This window comes from Mesorhizobium sp. M0077, from assembly GCF_040322955.1.
In the GTDB taxonomy this organism is placed as follows: Bacteria; Pseudomonadota; Alphaproteobacteria; order Rhizobiales; family Rhizobiaceae; genus Mesorhizobium.
In genome coordinates this window covers 41509-58205 of sequence record NZ_JAMYUL010000024.1, presented here as the reverse complement: position 1 = coordinate 58205, position 16697 = coordinate 41509, and the positions used below count along the sequence as shown (strand labels likewise).

The 16697-nt window shown below is 62.7% G+C and carries 19 protein-coding genes; 7 read left to right on the top strand and 12 right to left on the bottom strand.

The window, feature by feature from the left end:
• Positions 1-108 precede the first annotated feature (108 nt).
• Positions 109-744 (bottom strand): PAS domain-containing protein, encoded by a 636-nt coding sequence (locus NKJ57_RS29210; RefSeq protein ID WP_023695380.1) that lies wholly within the window; start codon positions 742-744, stop codon positions 109-111.
• Positions 745-1144: 400 nt separating this feature from the next.
• On the opposite strand from NKJ57_RS29210, the gene NKJ57_RS29205 reads away from it, so the two are divergent.
• The 4 genes from NKJ57_RS29205 (at position 1145) to NKJ57_RS29190 (ending at position 4677) form a co-directional block, all read left to right on the top strand.
• Positions 1145-1912: a rhomboid family intramembrane serine protease gene (locus NKJ57_RS29205; protein ID WP_352513668.1), complete on the top strand. Its 768-nt coding sequence runs from the start codon at positions 1145-1147 to the stop codon at positions 1910-1912.
• 138 nt (positions 1913-2050) lie between these two features.
• A complete protein-coding gene (locus NKJ57_RS29200; protein ID WP_023667498.1) occupies positions 2051-2482 on the top strand; it encodes a CBS domain-containing protein in 432 nt (143 codons plus the stop codon).
• A 202-nt stretch (positions 2483-2684) separates the two neighbouring features.
• Entirely contained in the window at positions 2685-4184 is a 1500-nt protein-coding gene (gene gatB, locus NKJ57_RS29195; protein WP_352513669.1) for an Asp-tRNA(Asn)/Glu-tRNA(Gln) amidotransferase subunit GatB, read from the top strand.
• A 4-nt stretch (positions 4185-4188) separates the two neighbouring features.
• Positions 4189-4677: a GNAT family N-acetyltransferase gene (locus NKJ57_RS29190; RefSeq protein ID WP_352513670.1), complete on the top strand. Its 489-nt coding sequence runs from the start codon at positions 4189-4191 to the stop codon at positions 4675-4677.
• A gap of 16 nt (positions 4678-4693) precedes the next feature.
• Here the strand turns inward: NKJ57_RS29190 and NKJ57_RS29185 are convergent, their stop codons facing one another.
• The 5 genes from NKJ57_RS29185 to panB form a co-directional block, all read right to left on the bottom strand.
• Positions 4694-6094 (bottom strand): ArnT family glycosyltransferase, encoded by a 1401-nt coding sequence (locus NKJ57_RS29185; RefSeq protein ID WP_352513671.1) that lies wholly within the window; start codon positions 6092-6094, stop codon positions 4694-4696.
• A 182-nt stretch (positions 6095-6276) separates the two neighbouring features.
• A complete protein-coding gene (locus NKJ57_RS29180) occupies positions 6277-7002 on the bottom strand; it encodes a helix-turn-helix transcriptional regulator (RefSeq protein ID WP_352513672.1) in 726 nt (241 codons plus the stop codon).
• On the bottom strand, positions 7002-7436 hold the full coding sequence (locus NKJ57_RS29175; RefSeq protein ID WP_352513673.1) for a hypothetical protein: 435 nt from the start codon (positions 7434-7436) through the stop codon (positions 7002-7004). The genes NKJ57_RS29180 and NKJ57_RS29175 overlap by 1 nt, the downstream gene beginning before the upstream one ends.
• A gap of 225 nt (positions 7437-7661) precedes the next feature.
• The gene (gene panC / locus NKJ57_RS29170; RefSeq protein WP_352513692.1) at positions 7662-8519 is read right to left on the bottom strand and encodes a pantoate--beta-alanine ligase; all 858 of its coding nucleotides are present in this window, start codon (positions 8517-8519) and stop codon (positions 7662-7664) included.
• A gap of 11 nt (positions 8520-8530) precedes the next feature.
• Positions 8531-9361: a 3-methyl-2-oxobutanoate hydroxymethyltransferase gene (gene panB, locus NKJ57_RS29165; RefSeq protein ID WP_352513674.1), complete on the bottom strand. Its 831-nt coding sequence runs from the start codon at positions 9359-9361 to the stop codon at positions 8531-8533.
• 323 nt (positions 9362-9684) lie between these two features.
• Between panB and NKJ57_RS29160 the strand changes: the two genes are divergently transcribed.
• From NKJ57_RS29160 to NKJ57_RS29150, 3 genes are all read left to right on the top strand, one after another.
• Entirely contained in the window at positions 9685-10083 is a 399-nt protein-coding gene (locus NKJ57_RS29160; RefSeq protein WP_352513675.1) for an NADH:ubiquinone oxidoreductase subunit NDUFA12, read from the top strand.
• Positions 10084-10198: 115 nt separating this feature from the next.
• The gene (locus tag NKJ57_RS29155) at positions 10199-10750 is read left to right on the top strand and encodes a DUF2155 domain-containing protein (RefSeq protein ID WP_352513676.1); all 552 of its coding nucleotides are present in this window, start codon (positions 10199-10201) and stop codon (positions 10748-10750) included.
• A gap of 75 nt (positions 10751-10825) precedes the next feature.
• On the top strand, positions 10826-11209 hold the full coding sequence (locus tag NKJ57_RS29150) for a hypothetical protein (protein WP_352513693.1): 384 nt from the start codon (positions 10826-10828) through the stop codon (positions 11207-11209).
• 41 nt (positions 11210-11250) lie between these two features.
• Here NKJ57_RS29150 and aat read toward each other — a convergent pair whose 3' ends face one another.
• The 6 genes from aat to NKJ57_RS29120 all read right to left on the bottom strand — a co-directional run bounded on the left by aat (position 11251) and on the right by NKJ57_RS29120 (position 16599).
• Positions 11251-11868, bottom strand: a complete 618-nt coding sequence (gene aat / locus NKJ57_RS29145) for a leucyl/phenylalanyl-tRNA--protein transferase (RefSeq protein ID WP_023710574.1) — start codon at positions 11866-11868, stop codon at positions 11251-11253.
• A gap of 27 nt (positions 11869-11895) precedes the next feature.
• Positions 11896-13239, bottom strand: coding sequence for an acetyl-CoA carboxylase biotin carboxylase subunit (accC, locus tag NKJ57_RS29140; RefSeq protein WP_023681497.1), 1344 nt, complete (start codon positions 13237-13239; stop codon positions 11896-11898).
• Between the two features lie 10 nt (positions 13240-13249).
• A complete protein-coding gene (gene accB, locus NKJ57_RS29135; RefSeq protein WP_352513677.1) occupies positions 13250-13714 on the bottom strand; it encodes an acetyl-CoA carboxylase biotin carboxyl carrier protein in 465 nt (154 codons plus the stop codon).
• A 26-nt stretch (positions 13715-13740) separates the two neighbouring features.
• Positions 13741-14175 (bottom strand): type II 3-dehydroquinate dehydratase, encoded by a 435-nt coding sequence (gene aroQ / locus NKJ57_RS29130; RefSeq protein ID WP_023667485.1) that lies wholly within the window; start codon positions 14173-14175, stop codon positions 13741-13743.
• A 150-nt stretch (positions 14176-14325) separates the two neighbouring features.
• Positions 14326-15129: a DsbA family protein gene (locus NKJ57_RS29125; protein WP_352513678.1), complete on the bottom strand. Its 804-nt coding sequence runs from the start codon at positions 15127-15129 to the stop codon at positions 14326-14328.
• Between the two features lie 57 nt (positions 15130-15186).
• Complete coding sequence (locus NKJ57_RS29120) at positions 15187-16599, bottom strand: M48 family metalloprotease (protein WP_352513679.1); 1413 nt, start codon at positions 16597-16599, stop codon at positions 15187-15189.
• Between the last annotated feature and the right edge of the window lie 98 nt (positions 16600-16697).

Here is a 16697-nt window from a genome sequence, read left to right as displayed (position 1 = left end):
TTGGCATTCCCGCGTCGTGCGTGGAATCTCGGCAAAAACTACAGCCAAGCAGGTTAACAAAGGGGAAAAGTGGGCCCCCGATAGTTAAGATTAGCGCCGGCTTGGAGACTATTGCTCGCGCCCGCCGTCGAACACGACGAGGTGGCGGATACGGCGCGACCGACCGAGCGCCGAGATGGTCTCCGGCGCTTCGAGTTCGGGAGCCAACGACGGAACGGATATTTCCGGCCGGTTTTTCAGGAACATCGGGTCCTTGTCGGGATCGATGACGCGGATGGCATCGATCAGCGCATCGGTGATCGGGTCGGCGCCCAGCCAGAACGGCTTTTCCACGGCGCTGATGACGCCGAGGCAGCGCGGGTTCTCGACGCCGCCATCGAGCGGCAGCGCAAGCAGTTCGAAGTGGTTGGAACGGCCGTTGCGGCTGAATCCCTCATAAGTGATCGACACCACGGATTTCTGCTCGAAAACGCCGTGAATGAGGCGCGACACCAGCCGCTGGTCCTTCTCACGCCATAGCGAGGGGAACGAAAACCCCTTGAGCTCGCGGCCGTAGCCGGCGCAAAGCCTGGTGCCGGCAAGCCGGAACACCGCTTCGCCGCGCGTATCCCTTTCCAGGATGAAGGTGTCGGCCAAAAGCGCCTTGATGTCGGCCGGTTCGACCTCCGAACGCTTTGGGGCAGGACGTCCACCACGCAGGCGATTCCAATAATGGAACAGCGCGATTGATCCGTTCTGGTTCATGCTATGAAACTCCGCGCATTCTGCCGTCTGATGGTCCCATCGGTGAACAGAAAGGGCGCCCTCCGATGACCTACATGCGTTCCGGAGCAGGATGCGTGCCAGCGTCGTTAAGACTTGTTCACGGGTCGGGGACGTTAAGGTTAACAAATGGTTTACGTTGCGCGCACAGGCTCGCCATGGCACACCAAAACCACTCCAGAAGCGGTCGTTTCGCGACGACCAACAGCACTTCGGTCAATAGTTTTAGGGGAGCAGGGGGCTCGACCAGCCGTTCAAGGGAAACCTTGGACGGCTTCTTTTTGATTCGCGGTTTGTGATTCGCGCTTTGTGATTCGTAGTTTGTGATTTGTCCGGGCATGGCCTAGATGCTCGCGACACGCAAATCCCTGGATCAGAGCATATGAGCGAACCGGCCGGCCCCTTGGAGACCGAACAGACCGAGGAGGCGCCGCCGCCGCGCCGCGAGCCGGTGTTCAACCTGCCACCGGCGGTGCTGGCGGTGATCGGCATCTGCGTTGCCGTCTTCCTGCTGCAGCAATATGTGCTGACCGAAGAGCAGCAGATAACATTGCTCACCGACGGCGCCTTCATTCCGGTCCTCTACACCGGCCAATACGGTTTCGACTGGTTCCTCTTCACCCGTCCTTTCACCTATGCCTTCATGCATGGTGGCGTTGCCCACATTGCCATCAACATGGTTGCGCTGGCCGCCTTCGGGTCGCCGCTGGCCAACCGTCTCGGCTGGTTCTGGTTCGCCTTGTTTTTCGCCGCCACCGGGCTGGCCGCGGTGGTGCTGTTCTGGGCGGTCCATCCATATGGCGAAGCACCGCTGGTCGGCGCTTCCGGGGCGATATCGGGCATGATGGGTGCGGCGGCTCGCTTCGGGTTCCGTACCGACCGCTCCTCCGGCAGGGCGGCATTTGCCGGTCCCGTGCTGCCGATCGCAATCGTTTTGCGCATGCGCGGCGTCGTCAATTTTCTCGGCGCCTGGATGGTCATCAATCTCGCCACCGGCCTTTACGGTCTCGGGCTCGGAGAACCCGGCCAGATCGCCTGGGAAGCGCACATTGGCGGCCTCGTCGCCGGCTTCTTCGGGTTGCGCTGGTTCGACCGGCGCTGGCGGGCGCCTGAATGGGAGATCCCCGACGACCAGCGCACCCCCGACTAGCGCACTCTATTGGGGCACCCCACTGGCCCACCCCACTGGCACACTTGAAAAGCAACCGATCACGGCGCACGATGTTCACTCTTATGTGAAGCCGGTCAGGGCGGGAGCTGGCTAGCCAAGCAGGAGGAGGAGGACGCCATGACGGTTAAGGCAATTCTCGAGAGAAAAGGCCATGACGTGTTCACGCTCGGGCCGAATGTAAAGCTCAGCGAAGCCATTCGAATCCTGGCCGACCACAAGATCGGTGCACTGGTCATCACCAATGGCGATCGCAAGATCGTCGGCATCCTTTCCGAGCGTGACATCGTGCGGGTCGTTGCCAGGGAAGGCGCTGCCGCACTTGATATAACGGTACGCTCGGCGATGACGCCGAAAGTGAAGATCTGCAACGAGAACCACACGGTCAACGAGGTGATGGAGATCATGACCAAAGGCCGTTTCCGCCATCTGCCGGTGGAAAAGGATGGGCTGCTCGACGGCATCGTGTCGATCGGCGACGTGGTCAAGCGCCGCATCGAGGATGTCGAGCGCGAGGCCGACGAAATCAGGGCCTATATCGCAACGGCCTGACCTGACGAAAGGACCGCCGACCGGAATACCGGCCGGCGGCGTTCATTCTATCGGTGCCGAGCGGCCGAAAGCGGCTGAAAAGCCAGCCCGCTGCTCTGCGCTGCTTTGGGCGCTTGTCTCGCGAAGCGGTTTGCACTAGCGAAGACCGATTACCCAAATTCGCGAAAATCGCAGTTTTCGCGAGCCAAAAGCGCAGGCCACCATGACCCTTATCGATACCCGCACGCCCGACGCCAAACGTTTTATCCCCGGCGCCACCGGCGATTGGGAGGTCATCATCGGCCTCGAGGTTCATGCGCAGGTGACCTCGGAAGCAAAGCTGTTTTCCGGGGCGTCGACGACTTTCGGCGCGGCGCCCAATGCCAATGTCAGTCTGGTCGACGCGGCCATGCCCGGCATGCTGCCGGTCATCAATGAGGAATGCGTCAAGCAGGCGATCCGCACCGGCCTCGGATTGAAGGCGCAGATCAACCACAAGTCGGTGTTCGACCGGAAAAACTATTTCTATCCCGACCTGCCGCAGGGTTACCAGATATCGCAGTTCAAGCAGCCGATCGTCGGCGAAGGCACGATCGTCATTTCGGTCGGTCCCGACCGGCAGGGCGAGTTCGAGGACATCGAGATCGGCATCGAGCGCCTGCACCTGGAGCAGGACGCCGGCAAGTCGATGCACGACCAGCATCCGACCATGTCCTATGTCGATCTCAACCGCTCCGGCGTGGCGCTGATGGAGATTGTCTCCAAGCCGGACATGCGCTCCGCCGACGAGGCCAAGGCGTATGTCACCAAGCTGCGCACCATCGTGCGCTATCTCGGCACTTGCGACGGCAACATGGACGAAGGCTCGATGCGCGCCGACGTCAACGTCTCCGTTCGCAGGCCCGGCGGCGAATTCGGTACGCGCTGTGAGATCAAGAACGTCAACTCGATCCGCTTCATCGGCCAGGCCATCGAGTTCGAGGCGCGCCGCCAGATCGCCATCCTCGAGGATGGCGGCAAGATCGATCAGGAAACCAGGCTGTTCGACGCCGTCAAAGGCGAGACGCGCTCGATGCGCAGCAAGGAAGAGGCGCATGACTACCGCTACTTCCCCGATCCCGACCTTTTGCCGCTGGAGTTCGACCAGGCCTATGTCGACGCGCTGGCCAAGGAGTTGCCGGAACTGCCCGACGACAAGAAGGCGCGCCTGATCTCCTCACTTGGCCTGTCGACATACGACGCCTCGATCCTGGTGTCGGAAAAGCCGATCGCCGACTATTTCGAGCAGGTGGCCTCGGGCCGCGACGGCAAGCTTGCCGCCAACTGGGTCATCAATGACCTGCTCGGCCAGCTTAACAAGGCCGGCAAGGGCATTGAAAATGCTCCTGTAACACCGGAGCAGCTCGGTGCCGTGATCGACCTGATCAAGGAAGGCACCATCTCCGGCAAGATCGCCAAGGATCTGTTCGAGATCGTCTGGAACGAGGGCGGCGATCCGCGCCAGTTGGTCGAAAGCCGCGGCATGAAGCAGGTCACCGACACCGGCGCCATCGAGAAAGCGGTCGACGAGGTGATCGCCGCCAACCCCGACAAGGTCGAGCAGGCTCGCGCCAAGCCGACCATGGCCGGCTGGTTCGTCGGCCAGGTGATGAAAGCCACCGGCGGCAAGGCCAACCCGCAGGCGGTCAACGATCTGGTCAAGGCCAAGCTCGGTATCGAATAGAACAATGTTCGTCCGCACCGCCAGCGAACGTGACCTTGCCGCCGTCCGCGCGCTGCTGGTCGAAACCTGGCACGCAACCTACGACACGATCTATGGCGCCCAGCGGGTGACCGAAATTACCGACGACTGGCATTCGATCGCCTCGCTCAAGGCGCGGCTGACAAGGCCGAACTCGGAATTCCTGGTCGCCGATGACGGCAAGCGTATCGGCGGCATGGCTTTTGCCGCCGCAACGACGGATGCGAAGATCGTGCTGCTGAACCAGCTCTATGTACTGCCGGCCTGCCAGCGGCAAGGCATCGGCCAGGCCTTGCTGGACGAGGTCGAAGCCAGCTTTCCCGAGGCGAACAGGTTGCGCGTCGAGGTGGAAGAGGCCAACGTGCCGGCCATCGCCTTCTACCGTTCGAAGGGATTTTTGCCGGTCGGCAGCACAGCCGATTGCGGCGGCGGTTCGGGGTTGCCGGCGCTGATCTTCGAGAAGCCGCTGGGATAGGCGTCCGGCGAAACGTTCAGTGCTGTCCCTTCAGGACGACCAGATAGCCGCGTTCCACCGGCTGCCGGAAGGCGATCTGTTCGGATGTGCCCGGATCTTTCGATTGCTTTTCGATGACGTAGCCGCCGGGATGAGACTTGAGCCATTCCTCAGGCTTGTCGGCGTTCTCGAATGGCTTCTCTATTCGCCCAAGGAAACCGACCTCGCCCTGATAGTCGTAAGCGACGGCCCAGTCCGCGTCCTTTCGTTCGTCGATGAAGCTCGCCAGCGGCGTGAGATCGTAGCGTTTGAACACGGTTGCCGAGGCGGCGGCGTGGCCGATGGCGAAAAGGGCAAGCATGACAAAGGCCGTAGCCCTCAGCCTGGCGACTGAAATCTCGGCCATGAAGTAGCCCAGCAGAATGGTCGCGAATGGTAGTGCCGGCACGACATAGTGCGGCTGCTTGCCGGATATGGCGCTGAAGACCAGCAGCACCGCAATGAACGAGAACGACAGCAGGCGCAGGGCACGCAGATCCGGGGATTTGGTGTCGATCAGGCTGCGTATCCGGGCAACCGGCCTCAGCCGCCACACCGGGGGGATAAAGCCCCAGGGCACGAACATGAGCGGCAACAGCATCAGGTAAAAGTAAAACGGCCGGCCATGCGAATTGTGCAGGCTTCCGGTAACCCGACCTGCCGACTGGTTCCACACGAGATCGTAGACGAAACTACCCTTGGTCAGGATGGTCGCGGGCGCCAGCCATATGGCGACCGGGACAAGGGCGGCGAGAATTGCCAGGCCGGCTCCGGCAAAGAACTGCAAAGGGGCAAGGCCGGCTCGCCGGTCACGCCAGAGGGGATAGAGCAGGACGGGCGCGCCGATGTGAATGAGCACGACCGGGCCTTTGGCCAGCACGCCGAGCCCGATGAAGAGACCCGCCAGCACCGCCTGCCAGCGGTTGCCGGTCCTGGCGAAGCCCAGCAACGCCAGCAGTGCGGCGACCACACAGGCCGTCAAAAGCATGTCGAACAGGATCAGGGTCGAATAGATGACAAAGACGGTGCTGCCGGCCACCAGCCAGGGGATGCGGCTGGCGATGTCCTGGCGCTCGGGAAACAGGGTTTTGGCCAGAAGCGTCGTCAGCCAGATGACCAGCGACGAGGCGGCGAAGATGACGAGCATCGCCGCCGCGCGGCTCACACCGAAGATGTTCCAAGAGAGATCGATGAGCCAGAACAACAGCGGCGGCTTCTGCAGATAGGGCGCAAAGTTCATCGTCGGTACGAAGACATGTCCACCGAGATACATCTCCCAGGCGACGCTGAGATAGCGCGTCTCATCGACCGGCAGTAGCGGACGGAAAGCGAGCGCGATGCAAAGCAGGGCCAGCAGGAAGAGGTAAGGCAGCAGCCGTTCAATTCGTGTCGGTATCAAGTTCGGGGACCGCCCAGGAAATCGTTTCCACGTCCGGTCGTGCACGATGCACCGTCTCCGGACCGGAGCAGAACCGCACCATGATTTTGGCCGAATTGCAACGATGCCGGCTTGGTATTGTGGATTACGCCTGCGTACCGGCAAATAGTTGAAAGATTTGACGATTGGCTCCGAGTATGGCTTCAGGCCGAGCGCAGCGGCGGCGTCAATTCGCGCATCAGGAGTTCCAGCTCTCGCTGGTCGCCGGTGGCGGTCTTGTCGAAGATGGTTGCCAGCTGTGATTTGACGGTGCCGTCCGAGACGCCGCTGGCAGCCGCGATTTCACGCCGTGTCAGCCCGGCGGCGACATGGCCGGCGACACGCTTTTCCGCTGCGGCCAGTCCGAACAGCGCAGCGATCGCTTCCAGCGCCGGCACTGATGCGGCGCCGGCGGCGGCAATGAAAATGGCCGCGGCGGCGCGCGGCGATATGCGGGCCGAAATGTCGCGTCGCGCCAGAGGCATGACATGCGCCACCGCCGGAGACATGGCCTTCACCAGCGGAATGTTGATGCCGGACGGTCCGAGCGCGAATTCGTCGCGCGTGCCGAGCTGGACGGCGCGACCGATGGCGGTGTTGGCGTTGGCATAAGCGAAGGACAGCTGGCCGCGCACCGAGGACACTGAGGCGGTTTCGGTGAGCAGGGCTTCGGCTGCCGGATTGGCGAAAATGATCTGCATATCGTCGGCGACGATCAGCACTGGATGGTCGAGGCTCTCAAGGATCGAGCGAAAGATGTCGGCCTTGCGCCGCTCGGCCTCGAACAGGTCGCCGATGGTCACCGCACGCCGGACATGGGGGGCCAGCCTGGACATCAGGTCGATATCCCTGGCTGAAATCTGGGGCCTGTCCTTGTCGGTAACCACCATCAGCGTGCCGGTGCGCGCGGCTGCTTCATCAGCGCTACCCAGAAGAAATCGTCGAGACGGTTGGGTTCCACCCACTCGCGCACGATGCGGCTTTCGAGCCAGTTCTGGCGGGCGTCGGGGCCTTGCAGGGCGTAGACGCTATCGACGGTGAACGGCATGTCGATTTCCATCTTCGGCACCGCCTTGAAGAAGGGCACCTCGCAGGCGTAGTCGCGCTGCAGCGGCTCAAGCAGGACCGGATCGCCGCAGGAAGTCGAAAACCGGGCCGAGTTTCTCGCCGTATCGACGACCGCCAGCATGGCAAGCCGGCCGAGCGCCAATTTGCAGATTGATTCGAGCGTCGATGGCCAACGGCCGACATCGGCAATCGAATCGTAAATCGCTTCGACGATCTGCGGCAGGGCGCGACCGAATACGTTGGCTTGGACAGACACGTAGAGCCTCGTAAGGATTGCAGCGTAGTGGCAGGTAACACACTGTCTCTGCGTGGGGTCGCACACAACATAGCCGGCTTGGTTAAGTCTGTGAAACGTCTCACAGCGGCGTTCGGTGTATTGTGAGCGCTTACGGGCTGGCCAGAACGTGCCTGATGAGCCGTTGTCTAAGAGCGCTCGGGCCGGTCTGCGATACAAATCAAAGTGAACGGAATTGGAATTTTTTCAGGGAATAAATGAGGAAACTTCCACATTGTCGATCAACCTGGTTCTGCCAAGCCACGCTGCGGCAAGCAGGCGGCCATCGCCGTCACGCCGCCACGAGGTGAGCGTCAGGCTCTCGCGTGCGGCGACGTAGTCGACGCTGTCGAAGCCTGCCTCGAGAAGCGCGGCAGTGGCTTTACCGGTAACGCCGTTTTCATCGGCACCGGCCGCGAGCGCTGCCGCCGTCTGGCGCAAGATGACATTGAGCTGTCGCGCGACGTCGAGCTCGGCGGCGTCGAGATAGGCGTTGCGCGACGACATTGCCAGGCCATGCGCATCGCGCACGGTTGGCGCGCCGACGATGTCCACCGGCAAATCGAGATCGCGGCAGAGCTTTCGGACGACGCAAAGCTGCTGGTAGTCTTTTTCGCCGAAGATGGCGTAGTTGGGCAGGGCTTGCAGAAAGAGCTTGGCCACGACCGTGGCGACGCCCTCGAAGAAGGTCGGCCTGAAATCCGATTCCAGGCCAGAAGACGGGCCGCCGACCGAAATTTTTGTGGCAAAGCCTGCCGGATACATCTCGGAAACCGTAGGCGTGAAGGCAAGCTGTGCGCCGGCCTCGGTCAGCCGGTCGAGATCGCGGGCCAGCTGCCGCGGATACTTGTCGAGATCTTCAGTGGGGGCGAACTGGGCCGGGTTGACGAAGATCGAGACGACGCAGCGATCGGCCGTTGCGAGCGCGGCCCCGACCAGCGAGATATGGCCGTCATGCAAAGCGCCCATGGTCGGCACCATGGCGACGCTCAGGCCTTCGCGCCGCCATTCGCGGATCTGCGCGCGAAGGCCGGGCACGGTGTCGACGACGAGCGGCTGGCTGATGGGGGGCCGGTTCATGCCTTGTCCTTGTCGCTTGCGGCTGAAAAGACGTGGCCCGGCCCGGGGAAGGTGCGGCTGCGCACCTCCGCTGCGTAGCGCGCCGCGGCATCGGCGACCGCGCTGCGCAAATCGGCGTATTCCTTGACGAATTTCGGCACCCGGTCGACCGTCAGGCCGACCATGTCGTCGATGACCAGGATCTGGCCGTCGCAATCGCGGCTGGCGCCGATGCCAATGGTGGGAATGGCAACGCGCCGGGTGAGGTCGGCGGCAACGGTCTCGACCGTGCCCTCGATGACCAGCGAAAACGCGCCGGCTTTCTCGACCGCGTCGGCGTCGCGCATGAGCGCGGCCACATTCTCCGGCGTGCGGCCCTTGATCTTGTAGCCACCGTCCTTTTCCACCGATTGCGGCTGCAAGCCGATATGGCCCATCACTGGAATGCCGGCCGCGACGATTGCCGCGATCTGGAGGGCGACTTCGACGCCGCCTTCCAGCTTCACCGCCTGGCAGCCGGTTTCCTCAGAGATGCGGCGGGCCGAGGCAAGGGCTTGCGCGGCCGAAGTCTCGTAGCTGCCGGCCGGCATGTCGACCACCACGCAGGCCTTTGCCGAACCGCGCATCACGGCCTGGCCATGGGCGATCATCATCTCCAGCGAGGCGCCGAGCGTGGTCTTGTGGCCATGCAGCACCATGGCAACGCTGTCGCCGACCAGCAGAAGGTCGACATGATCGTCGAGCAGGCGGGCGACGGGATAGGTGTAAGCGGCAAGGCATACGACCGGCACGCCGCCCTTGCGGGCGCGTATTGTCTCCGCACTGATCCTGGCGGCAGCTAAGGCCATTCCTCACCTCCCGCAGCCGGCGTTGACCAGCGCCGCGCGTCCCGTGGATGCGCAAAGGACGCTGTAGCACTTTGGTTGCGCATGATCCTTTCCGAAAATCGATTTCGATTTTCGGGGTCATGCGGCAGCGCCGGGCGATGAGAGCTTTAGGAAGACGCAGCCGGCTTGGCAAGCGTCGGTTCGCAGGTGCGAAATGGATCGGCCAATGACTGAGCGTTTGGGCATGCCGTCAGTGCCGCAGGCGCCGCAAAACCCTTGCCTTCGCGGAGTCCTGACGCCATAAGCAGGAAGCAGGCACCGCCGTGCGCCCCGCGAGGATCTGAATGAAAACTTTCCTTCTGCAGTTTTTCACCTGGTGGAACCGCCAGACGCTGGGAACCCGTTTCCACACCTGGCGCCACGGCAACAAGGTCGGCCAGGACGCTGCCGGCAACGTCTACTACGAAGGCGGCGTCGATTCGGAAGGCCGCACCCGCCGCTGGGTCATCTACGCCAATCATTCGGAGGCGTCGGCGATCCCTCCGGGCTGGCACGGCTGGATGCATCACCGCGTCGATGTGGCGCCGCCAAGCGACGACTATCGGCCGCGCGAATGGGAAAAGGCGCATGAGCCGAACCTCACGGGAACACCGGCGGCTTATCGCCCAAAGGGTTCCGTGCTCACCAATCAGCACCGTCCGCAGGTGACGGGCGACTACGATGCGTGGACGCCTGGTTCTTGACCGCCGGCCGGTCCTTTGTCGCCACAATTGGCGTTTAGCTGCTTGCTGATATGACAACGGCGAATAGCCTTGGGCGTGACAGAATCACCCAGGCCCAAACCACCGGTATCTCCGCATGAACATTTTCAGCCTGACATCGATGGCCGGACTGGCGGCAATTGCCGCTGTCGCCATGTTCTCGACAGCGTTTGCCGCGGCGCAGGCGCCTGCGGCAGCACCCGCAATCTCCGATCGCATCACCAATCCGGTCGCCGAATTTGCCGGCATCGACAAGATCACCGGCCGTATCATCACCTTCGATGTCTACATCGACGAAACCGTGCAGTTCGGCGCTTTGCAGGTGACGCCGCGCATCTGCTATTCGCGGCCGGAGAATGAAGAGCCGAAGACCGATTCCTTCGTCGAAGTCGACGAGATCACGCTCGACCGCAAGATCCGCCGCATCTTCACCGGCTGGATGTTCGCCGAGAGCCCCGGCCTAAACGCCGTCGAGCACGCCGTCTATGACGTCTGGCTAAAGGGCTGCAAGCAGAAGTCGGATGTGCCGCCGCCCGACGCGGCCAATGCCGAGACGCCCAAGGTCGACACGTCCAAGCCAAAGCCCGCCGCTGCTCCGGCCGCCGAACAGCCAGACCCCACGGAACCTGACGCGACCAACACCAACTGATCCTCCGGAACCGTGGTGGCAACTATGCGTTGGGCCATGGACGATGACGCATTTATGCGCTTGGAGGATATTCTGATGTCGGACAGCAAACGGATCACGGCCAGCAAAGACGACCTGCTCGAACTCGAAAAGGGGTTCTGGACGGGCGACGAAGCTTACTACGCCGCCAATGTCGACACAGAATGCCTGGTGGCATTTCCTGAGATGGCACAGGCAATGGACAATGCCGATCTGGCCAAGACCGCGACCAAGCCCAACCGCTGGCGCGACCTTCGGATCGACCTCAAGGGTATCATCGAGCCCGGCAGCGACATTATCATGCTGACCTATGAGGCTCATGCGACACGAGAAAACGGCGAGCCCTACGCGGCGCTGGTCAGCACCGGCTATGTTCATCGGGTTAACGGGTGGAAGATGATGTTCCATTCGCAGACGCCGATGGAAACCGCGAAGGGCTGACCCTTTCACCTGTCGAGCCGGCTCGGCCGCTCGGTCTCCGGTCAGGGATAAAAAACGGCTTCGCCCTTCAGCGCCTCGGCCAACATCTTCTCGTATTTGACGCGCGGCACGTCGACCGCGCCGAAGCGTTTGAGATGCTCGGTGGTGAATTGCGTGTCGAGCAGGGCAAAGCCGCGCGCCTTCAGCCGCTCGACCAGATGATACAGGCAGGTCTTGGACGCGTCGGTTTCCCGGGCGAACATGCTTTCGCCGAAGAACACGCGACCGAGCGAGACGCCATAGAGGCCGCCGACCAGTCGTTCCTCGCGCCATGCCTCGACCGAATGGCAGTGCCCGAGACGATGCAGCTCGATATAGGCTTCGCGGATCGGCGCGTTGATCCAGGTCGAGCGGCGCTCCTCGCGCTTTTCGGCGCAGCCGTCGATCGTCGCCTCGAAATCGAAATCGAAGCGGATGTCGAACGGGTGCTTGCGGATCGTCTTCCGCAGGCTCTTCGGCGTGTGGAAGCCGTCGAGCGGGATGATGCCGCGCGTCTCCGGCCGCACCCAGAACACTTCCGGGTCGGAAGCGCTCTCCGCCATCGGGAAGACGCCCGAGGCATAGGCCTTGAGCAACAGGTCGGTCGGAATGCGATAGCCGGGTGCGTAAGGGCGGGTCATCGCGGCATCATAGCGGCAATTCGGGCGCTATTCCTCTTTGGCCAGATACTTTTCCAGCCAGTGGATGTCGTAGTCGCCATTGGCGATATCGGCATTGCCGACCAGGTCGCGAAACAGCGGCAGTGTCGTCTTGATGCCGTCGACGACGAACTCGTCGAGCGCCCGCCGCAGCCGCATCATGCATTCGACGCGGTTGCGGCCGTGCACGATCAGCTTGCCGATCAGGCTGTCATAATAGGGCGGGATCTTGTAGCCGGAATAGACACCGGAATCGACGCGGATGCCCAGACCGCCAGGCGTGTGGAAATGCGTGATCGTGCCGGGCGAAGGCGTGAAGGTGCGCGGGTCCTCGGCATTGATGCGGCATTCTATGGCGTGGCCGTTGAACTTGATGTCCTCCTGGCGCACCGAAAGCCCGCCGCCGGAGGCAACGCGGATCTGTTCGTGGACGAGATCGATGCCGGTAATCGCTTCCGTCACCGGATGCTCAACCTGCAGACGCGTGTTCATCTCGATGAAGTAGAACTCGCCATTCTCGTACAGGAATTCGATGGTGCCTGCGCCGGAGTAGCCGAGGTCGGCGATGGCCTTGGCACAGATATTGCCGATGCGGGCGCGCTCCTCGGCGTTAAGGGCCGGCGAGGGCGCCTCTTCCCAGACTTTCTGGTGGCGGCGTTGCAGCGAACAGTCGCGCTCGCCGAAATGCACGCCGCGGCCGGCGCCGTCGCCGAATACCTGCACCTCGATGTGGCGCGGCTTTTCCAAGTATTTCTCGATGTAGACGGCATCGTCGCCGAAGGCGGCTCCCGCTTCCGTGCTCGCTGTCTGCAAGGCGATCTCAAGGTCAGCCTCGGTAAGGGCGACCTTCATACCGCGCCCGCCACCGCCTGCCGATGCCTTGATGATCACGGGATAGCCGATCTCGGCGGCAATGCGCCTGGCTTCCTTTTGATCGGTGACGGCGCCGTCGGAGCCCGGCACAACCGGAATGCCGAGCCGCTTTGCGGTGCGCTTGGCCTCGATCTTGTCGCCCATGATGCGGATGTGGTCGCCCGACGGGCCGATGAAGGTGATGTTGTGGGCGGCGAGAATGTCGGCGAACTTGGCGTTTTCCGACAGGAAGCCATAGCCCGGATGCACGGCATCGGCGCCGGTGATCTCGCAGGCTGCGACGATCTGGTGGATGTTGAGATAGCTGTCGCGCGACGGCGGCGGACCGATGCACACGCTTTCGTCGGCGAGCCTGACATGCATGGCGTCAGCGTCGGCGGTCGAATGCACGACCACGGTCTGGATGCCGAGTTCCTTGCAGGCGCGCAGCACCCGAAGCGCGATTTCGCCGCGGTTGGCGATGAGGATCTTCTGGAACATCCGGCCCGCTCTACTCGATCACGACGAGCGGCATGCCGTACTCGACCGGCTGGCCGTCCTCGAACAGGATCGCCGTTACCGTGCCGGCGCGCGGCGAAGGGATCTGGTTCATCGTCTTCATCGCCTCGATGATCAGCAGCGTCTGGCCTTCCTTGACCTTCTGGCCGACTTCGATGAAGGCCTTGGCGTCGGGCGAGGGCGCGAGATAAGCGGTGCCGACCATCGGCGAGGGGACCGCGTTCTTGGACGGATCGGCCACTGCTGGTGCGCCAGCCGCGCCCGCCGCGGGCTGCTGCGCTGCCGGAGCATAACCGGCCTGCGGTGCGGCGATGGCGTGGACGGCCGGCGCCTGGCGCGATACGCGCACCTTCAGGTCGCCGAGCTCGACTTCGATCTCGGTGAGATTGGTGTCGTTCAGTATGCCCGCAAGATCGCGGATCAGTTGCTGGTCAACACCGGTCTTCTTTATCGACATTTTCGAGCCTTCTGTTTGTGGGCCGGTCATAGGCGTGCCGCCAGCGCCTGCAGCGCCAGCGAGTAGCCAAGCGGCCCGAACCCGCAGATCATGCCGACAGCGACCGGCGCGACCATGGAGACGTGGCGGAATGGTTCCCGCGCGTGGATGTTGGAGAGGTGAACTTCGGCGACGGGCAGCGGCGCGACAGCGCGGATGGCGTCGTGAATGGCAATCGAGGTGTGGCTGTAGGCACCCGGATTGATGACGATGCCGGCTGCCTTGTCGCCGGCTTCCTGGATCCAGTCGACGAGGTCGCCCTCATGGTTCGACTGGCGAAAATCAATCTCGAGGCCAAGCGCGGCGCCCGCCTGCTTGCAGTCGTCGGCGATCGCGGCAAGCGTCTTGCCGCCATAGATGCCCGGCTCGCGCTTGCCGAGCGCGTTCAGGTTGGGGCCGTTCAGGACGAAAATCGTTTTCAAAAATGCCGACCTTTTCCGACGCCGGCCTCAAGCCGGCGCGCAGGGCCTTCTATAATGGGCATAGCCGCCCGCGGAAAGAGCACAAGTGCGATCTTTCACTGTCCACAACAGGCGGAAATGTGCCCGTGAGAAATAGGCTCGCGTGCAAGATCAGAGTGCGGCTTTCGCCGCCTCGATCTTTTCAGCCAGCACTTCCTGGCCGAGCGCCCCGAACACCACCTCATTGCCGACCACGTAGGAAGGCGTTCCGGTGATGGCCAGCTTGTTGGCGAGGTCGAAGGTCTTGGAGAAAGCCTCGGTGATCGTCGGATCCTTCATCTTCTCGCGCAATTTCGCCTCATCGGCGCCTAGCGACAGCGCAACCTTGATGGCCGCCGCCTCGGTGGCGCGGCCCTGGCCGCCGAGCAGGGCGTTGTGGAACTCGCCGTATTTCTCCGGATGCATCAGGTGGAAAGCCATCGAGACGACGCTGGCCTTTTGCGAATCCGGCCCGAGGATCGGGAATTCCTTGAGCACGAAGCGCAGCTCCGGATCGGCCTTTGTCAGAGCCTGCATGTCGTCGATGGCGCGTTTGCAGAAGCCGCAATTGTAGTCGTAGAATTCGACGATGGTGACCTTGCCCTTCGGATTGCCGACGACGCCGTCGAAGGTCGAGTTGAAAATCTCGGACTTGGCCTTCTCGATGACGCCGAGGCTGGCTATGCGCTGCTCTTCCTTCTGCTTGGCCTCGAGCGCCTCCTGCACTTCGAGCAGCACTTCGGGGTTCTTCAGGAGATAGTCGCGGATAATGCCCTCGACCTCAGTGCGATCGATCTTGGTGTCGGCAGAGGCGGTCTGCACGGTCTGCGCCGTGCCGGCCTTGGCCACCTGCGGATTGCCGGCGACGAACCCGAACGCCAGCATGGCAAGAGCAGCCGCCACTCCCGTCGTGCCGAGCAATATTGCCTTGTTCATCGTCTGATCCTCTTGCCGGTTCCGGTCTATCCTAGTCGCAGCGGGCGACCGGAAGGTTCATTTCTTGAGTTTGCCTGAAGGGTTGTAGTTTATGATGTCCTGCGCCCGAATCCAGCCGGGCTCGCCGCGCTTCAAGTCTTTTTGCGCGCGCATGGCGAAAATTTTGGCATTCGTGTAATCGCCGGAATAAAAGTGGCCCTCGGCGGTGGCGAGTTCCGCCGCCGGAATGTTGCCAAGCTCGCCATAGGCCTGGGCGAGATAGCGGTATCCGACCGTGTTTTCCTTGTCGCGCCCGAGACCGTTGTTGATCTGCACCACCGCCTTCTTCAGCGAGTCGGGCGTGCCGATGGCCATCAGCGCCTGGCCGAGAGAAACGGGCAACAGGCCCGACCTCACCGGATCGAGGCTGACCGCCTTGGCATAGGCGTCCGCGGCGTCCTTGGGCTTGTTGGCCTTCATCAGGATGTCGCCGCGCATTTCCTGGAAATAGGGGTTCTTCGGCTGTTCCTTGATCAATGCATTGGCCTTGGTCAGTGCTGCACCCAGATTGCCGTAGAGATAGGCCATCTGCGCTTCGCCATAGCGCGAGGCGAGGCTGCCTGGGGCCTTGCGGATCAGCCGCGTGGCGGCGGCCTGGCCGCCCATATAGGCGGCGATCTTGATGCGCATCATGTCGTGCCGCTGCTGCAGTGCCGGCGGATCGACCTTGTCGACGTTAGGGCTCTGCTTGACCAGCACTTCGAGATTGGCGATGCGCTCCTGCGGCATCGGGTGGCTGATGCGGTAGGGATCGACCTGCGTGCCGGAAAGCGACAGCGCGCTCTGGAAGCGGGCGAAGGTCTTCAGCATGCCCATGCCGGACTGGCCGGTGGCATTGAGATAGGTGATGGCAGAGCGGTCGGCGGTCGACTCTTCGGTGCGCTGGTAGGCAAGAATGCTGCGCTGCGCCATCTCGCCGCCGCCCGCGGCGACACCCATGCCGGCGCCGGCAAGGCCGCGGCTGTTGGTGGTGGCGCCGGCAACGATGGCGCCGGCGCCAAGCAGCGTGGCGATGATGGCCATGGTCTTGGCGCGCTCGAGCTGGTCGCGCAATTTCTGCTGATGGCCGCCGGCGATGTGGCCGGCCTCGTGGGCGATGACGCCGATGATCTCGTTGGGCGTTTCTGCCTGCATCAGCGCGCCGGTGTTGATGAACAGCCGGCGCCCGGTGACGAAGGCGTTGAAGCTCTGATCGTTGACCAGAACGATATCGACAACGTCATTGGCAAGACCGGCCGCCTTGAAGATCGGCCGCGCATAGTCGCGCACCAGCGCCTCGATCTCGGCATCGCGCACGACCGGCACCGCCTGCGCGAAGGCCGTCACCGAGCCGGTGACAGCGACGGCGGCGGCAAGCAAAAGCGTCGCGAAGCCGCGCGCTGTCTTCCCGATGGAAGATTTGGACATCGTCGATTTGGGTCGGCTCAGCATGAGGTCCACTGGTAAACGAGCGGGCGAACGATGAAAAGTCACGGCACCGAAACTAGGCGAACTTGTGATCCTCACATCAATCGGGCATTTGTGCGGCG

Coding starts and splice junctions, on each gene's coding strand:
- accB (WP_352513677.1), bottom strand. CDS start 13,714: ATGTCGATAAAGAAGACCGGTGTTGACCAGCAACTGATCCGCGATCTT.
- NKJ57_RS29150 (WP_352513693.1), top strand. CDS start 10,826: ATGTCGGACAGCAAACGGATCACGGCCAGCAAAGACGACCTGCTCGAA.
- gatB (WP_352513669.1), top strand. CDS start 2,685: ATGACCCTTATCGATACCCGCACGCCCGACGCCAAACGTTTTATCCCC.
- NKJ57_RS29200 (WP_023667498.1), top strand. CDS start 2,051: ATGACGGTTAAGGCAATTCTCGAGAGAAAAGGCCATGACGTGTTCACG.
- NKJ57_RS29160 (WP_352513675.1), top strand. CDS start 9,685: ATGAAAACTTTCCTTCTGCAGTTTTTCACCTGGTGGAACCGCCAGACG.
- NKJ57_RS29120 (WP_352513679.1), bottom strand. CDS start 16,599: ATGCTGAGCCGACCCAAATCGACGATGTCCAAATCTTCCATCGGGAAG.
- NKJ57_RS29210 (WP_023695380.1), bottom strand. CDS start 744: ATGAACCAGAACGGATCAATCGCGCTGTTCCATTATTGGAATCGCCTG.
- NKJ57_RS29205 (WP_352513668.1), top strand. CDS start 1,145: ATGAGCGAACCGGCCGGCCCCTTGGAGACCGAACAGACCGAGGAGGCG.
- panB (WP_352513674.1), bottom strand. CDS start 9,361: ATGGCCTTAGCTGCCGCCAGGATCAGTGCGGAGACAATACGCGCCCGC.
- NKJ57_RS29190 (WP_352513670.1), top strand. CDS start 4,189: ATGTTCGTCCGCACCGCCAGCGAACGTGACCTTGCCGCCGTCCGCGCG.
- aat (WP_023710574.1), bottom strand. CDS start 11,868: ATGACCCGCCCTTACGCACCCGGCTATCGCATTCCGACCGACCTGTTG.
- NKJ57_RS29155 (WP_352513676.1), top strand. CDS start 10,199: ATGAACATTTTCAGCCTGACATCGATGGCCGGACTGGCGGCAATTGCC.
- NKJ57_RS29125 (WP_352513678.1), bottom strand. CDS start 15,129: ATGAACAAGGCAATATTGCTCGGCACGACGGGAGTGGCGGCTGCTCTT.
- accC (WP_023681497.1), bottom strand. CDS start 13,239: ATGTTCCAGAAGATCCTCATCGCCAACCGCGGCGAAATCGCGCTTCGG.
- NKJ57_RS29180 (WP_352513672.1), bottom strand. CDS start 7,002: ATGGTGGTTACCGACAAGGACAGGCCCCAGATTTCAGCCAGGGATATC.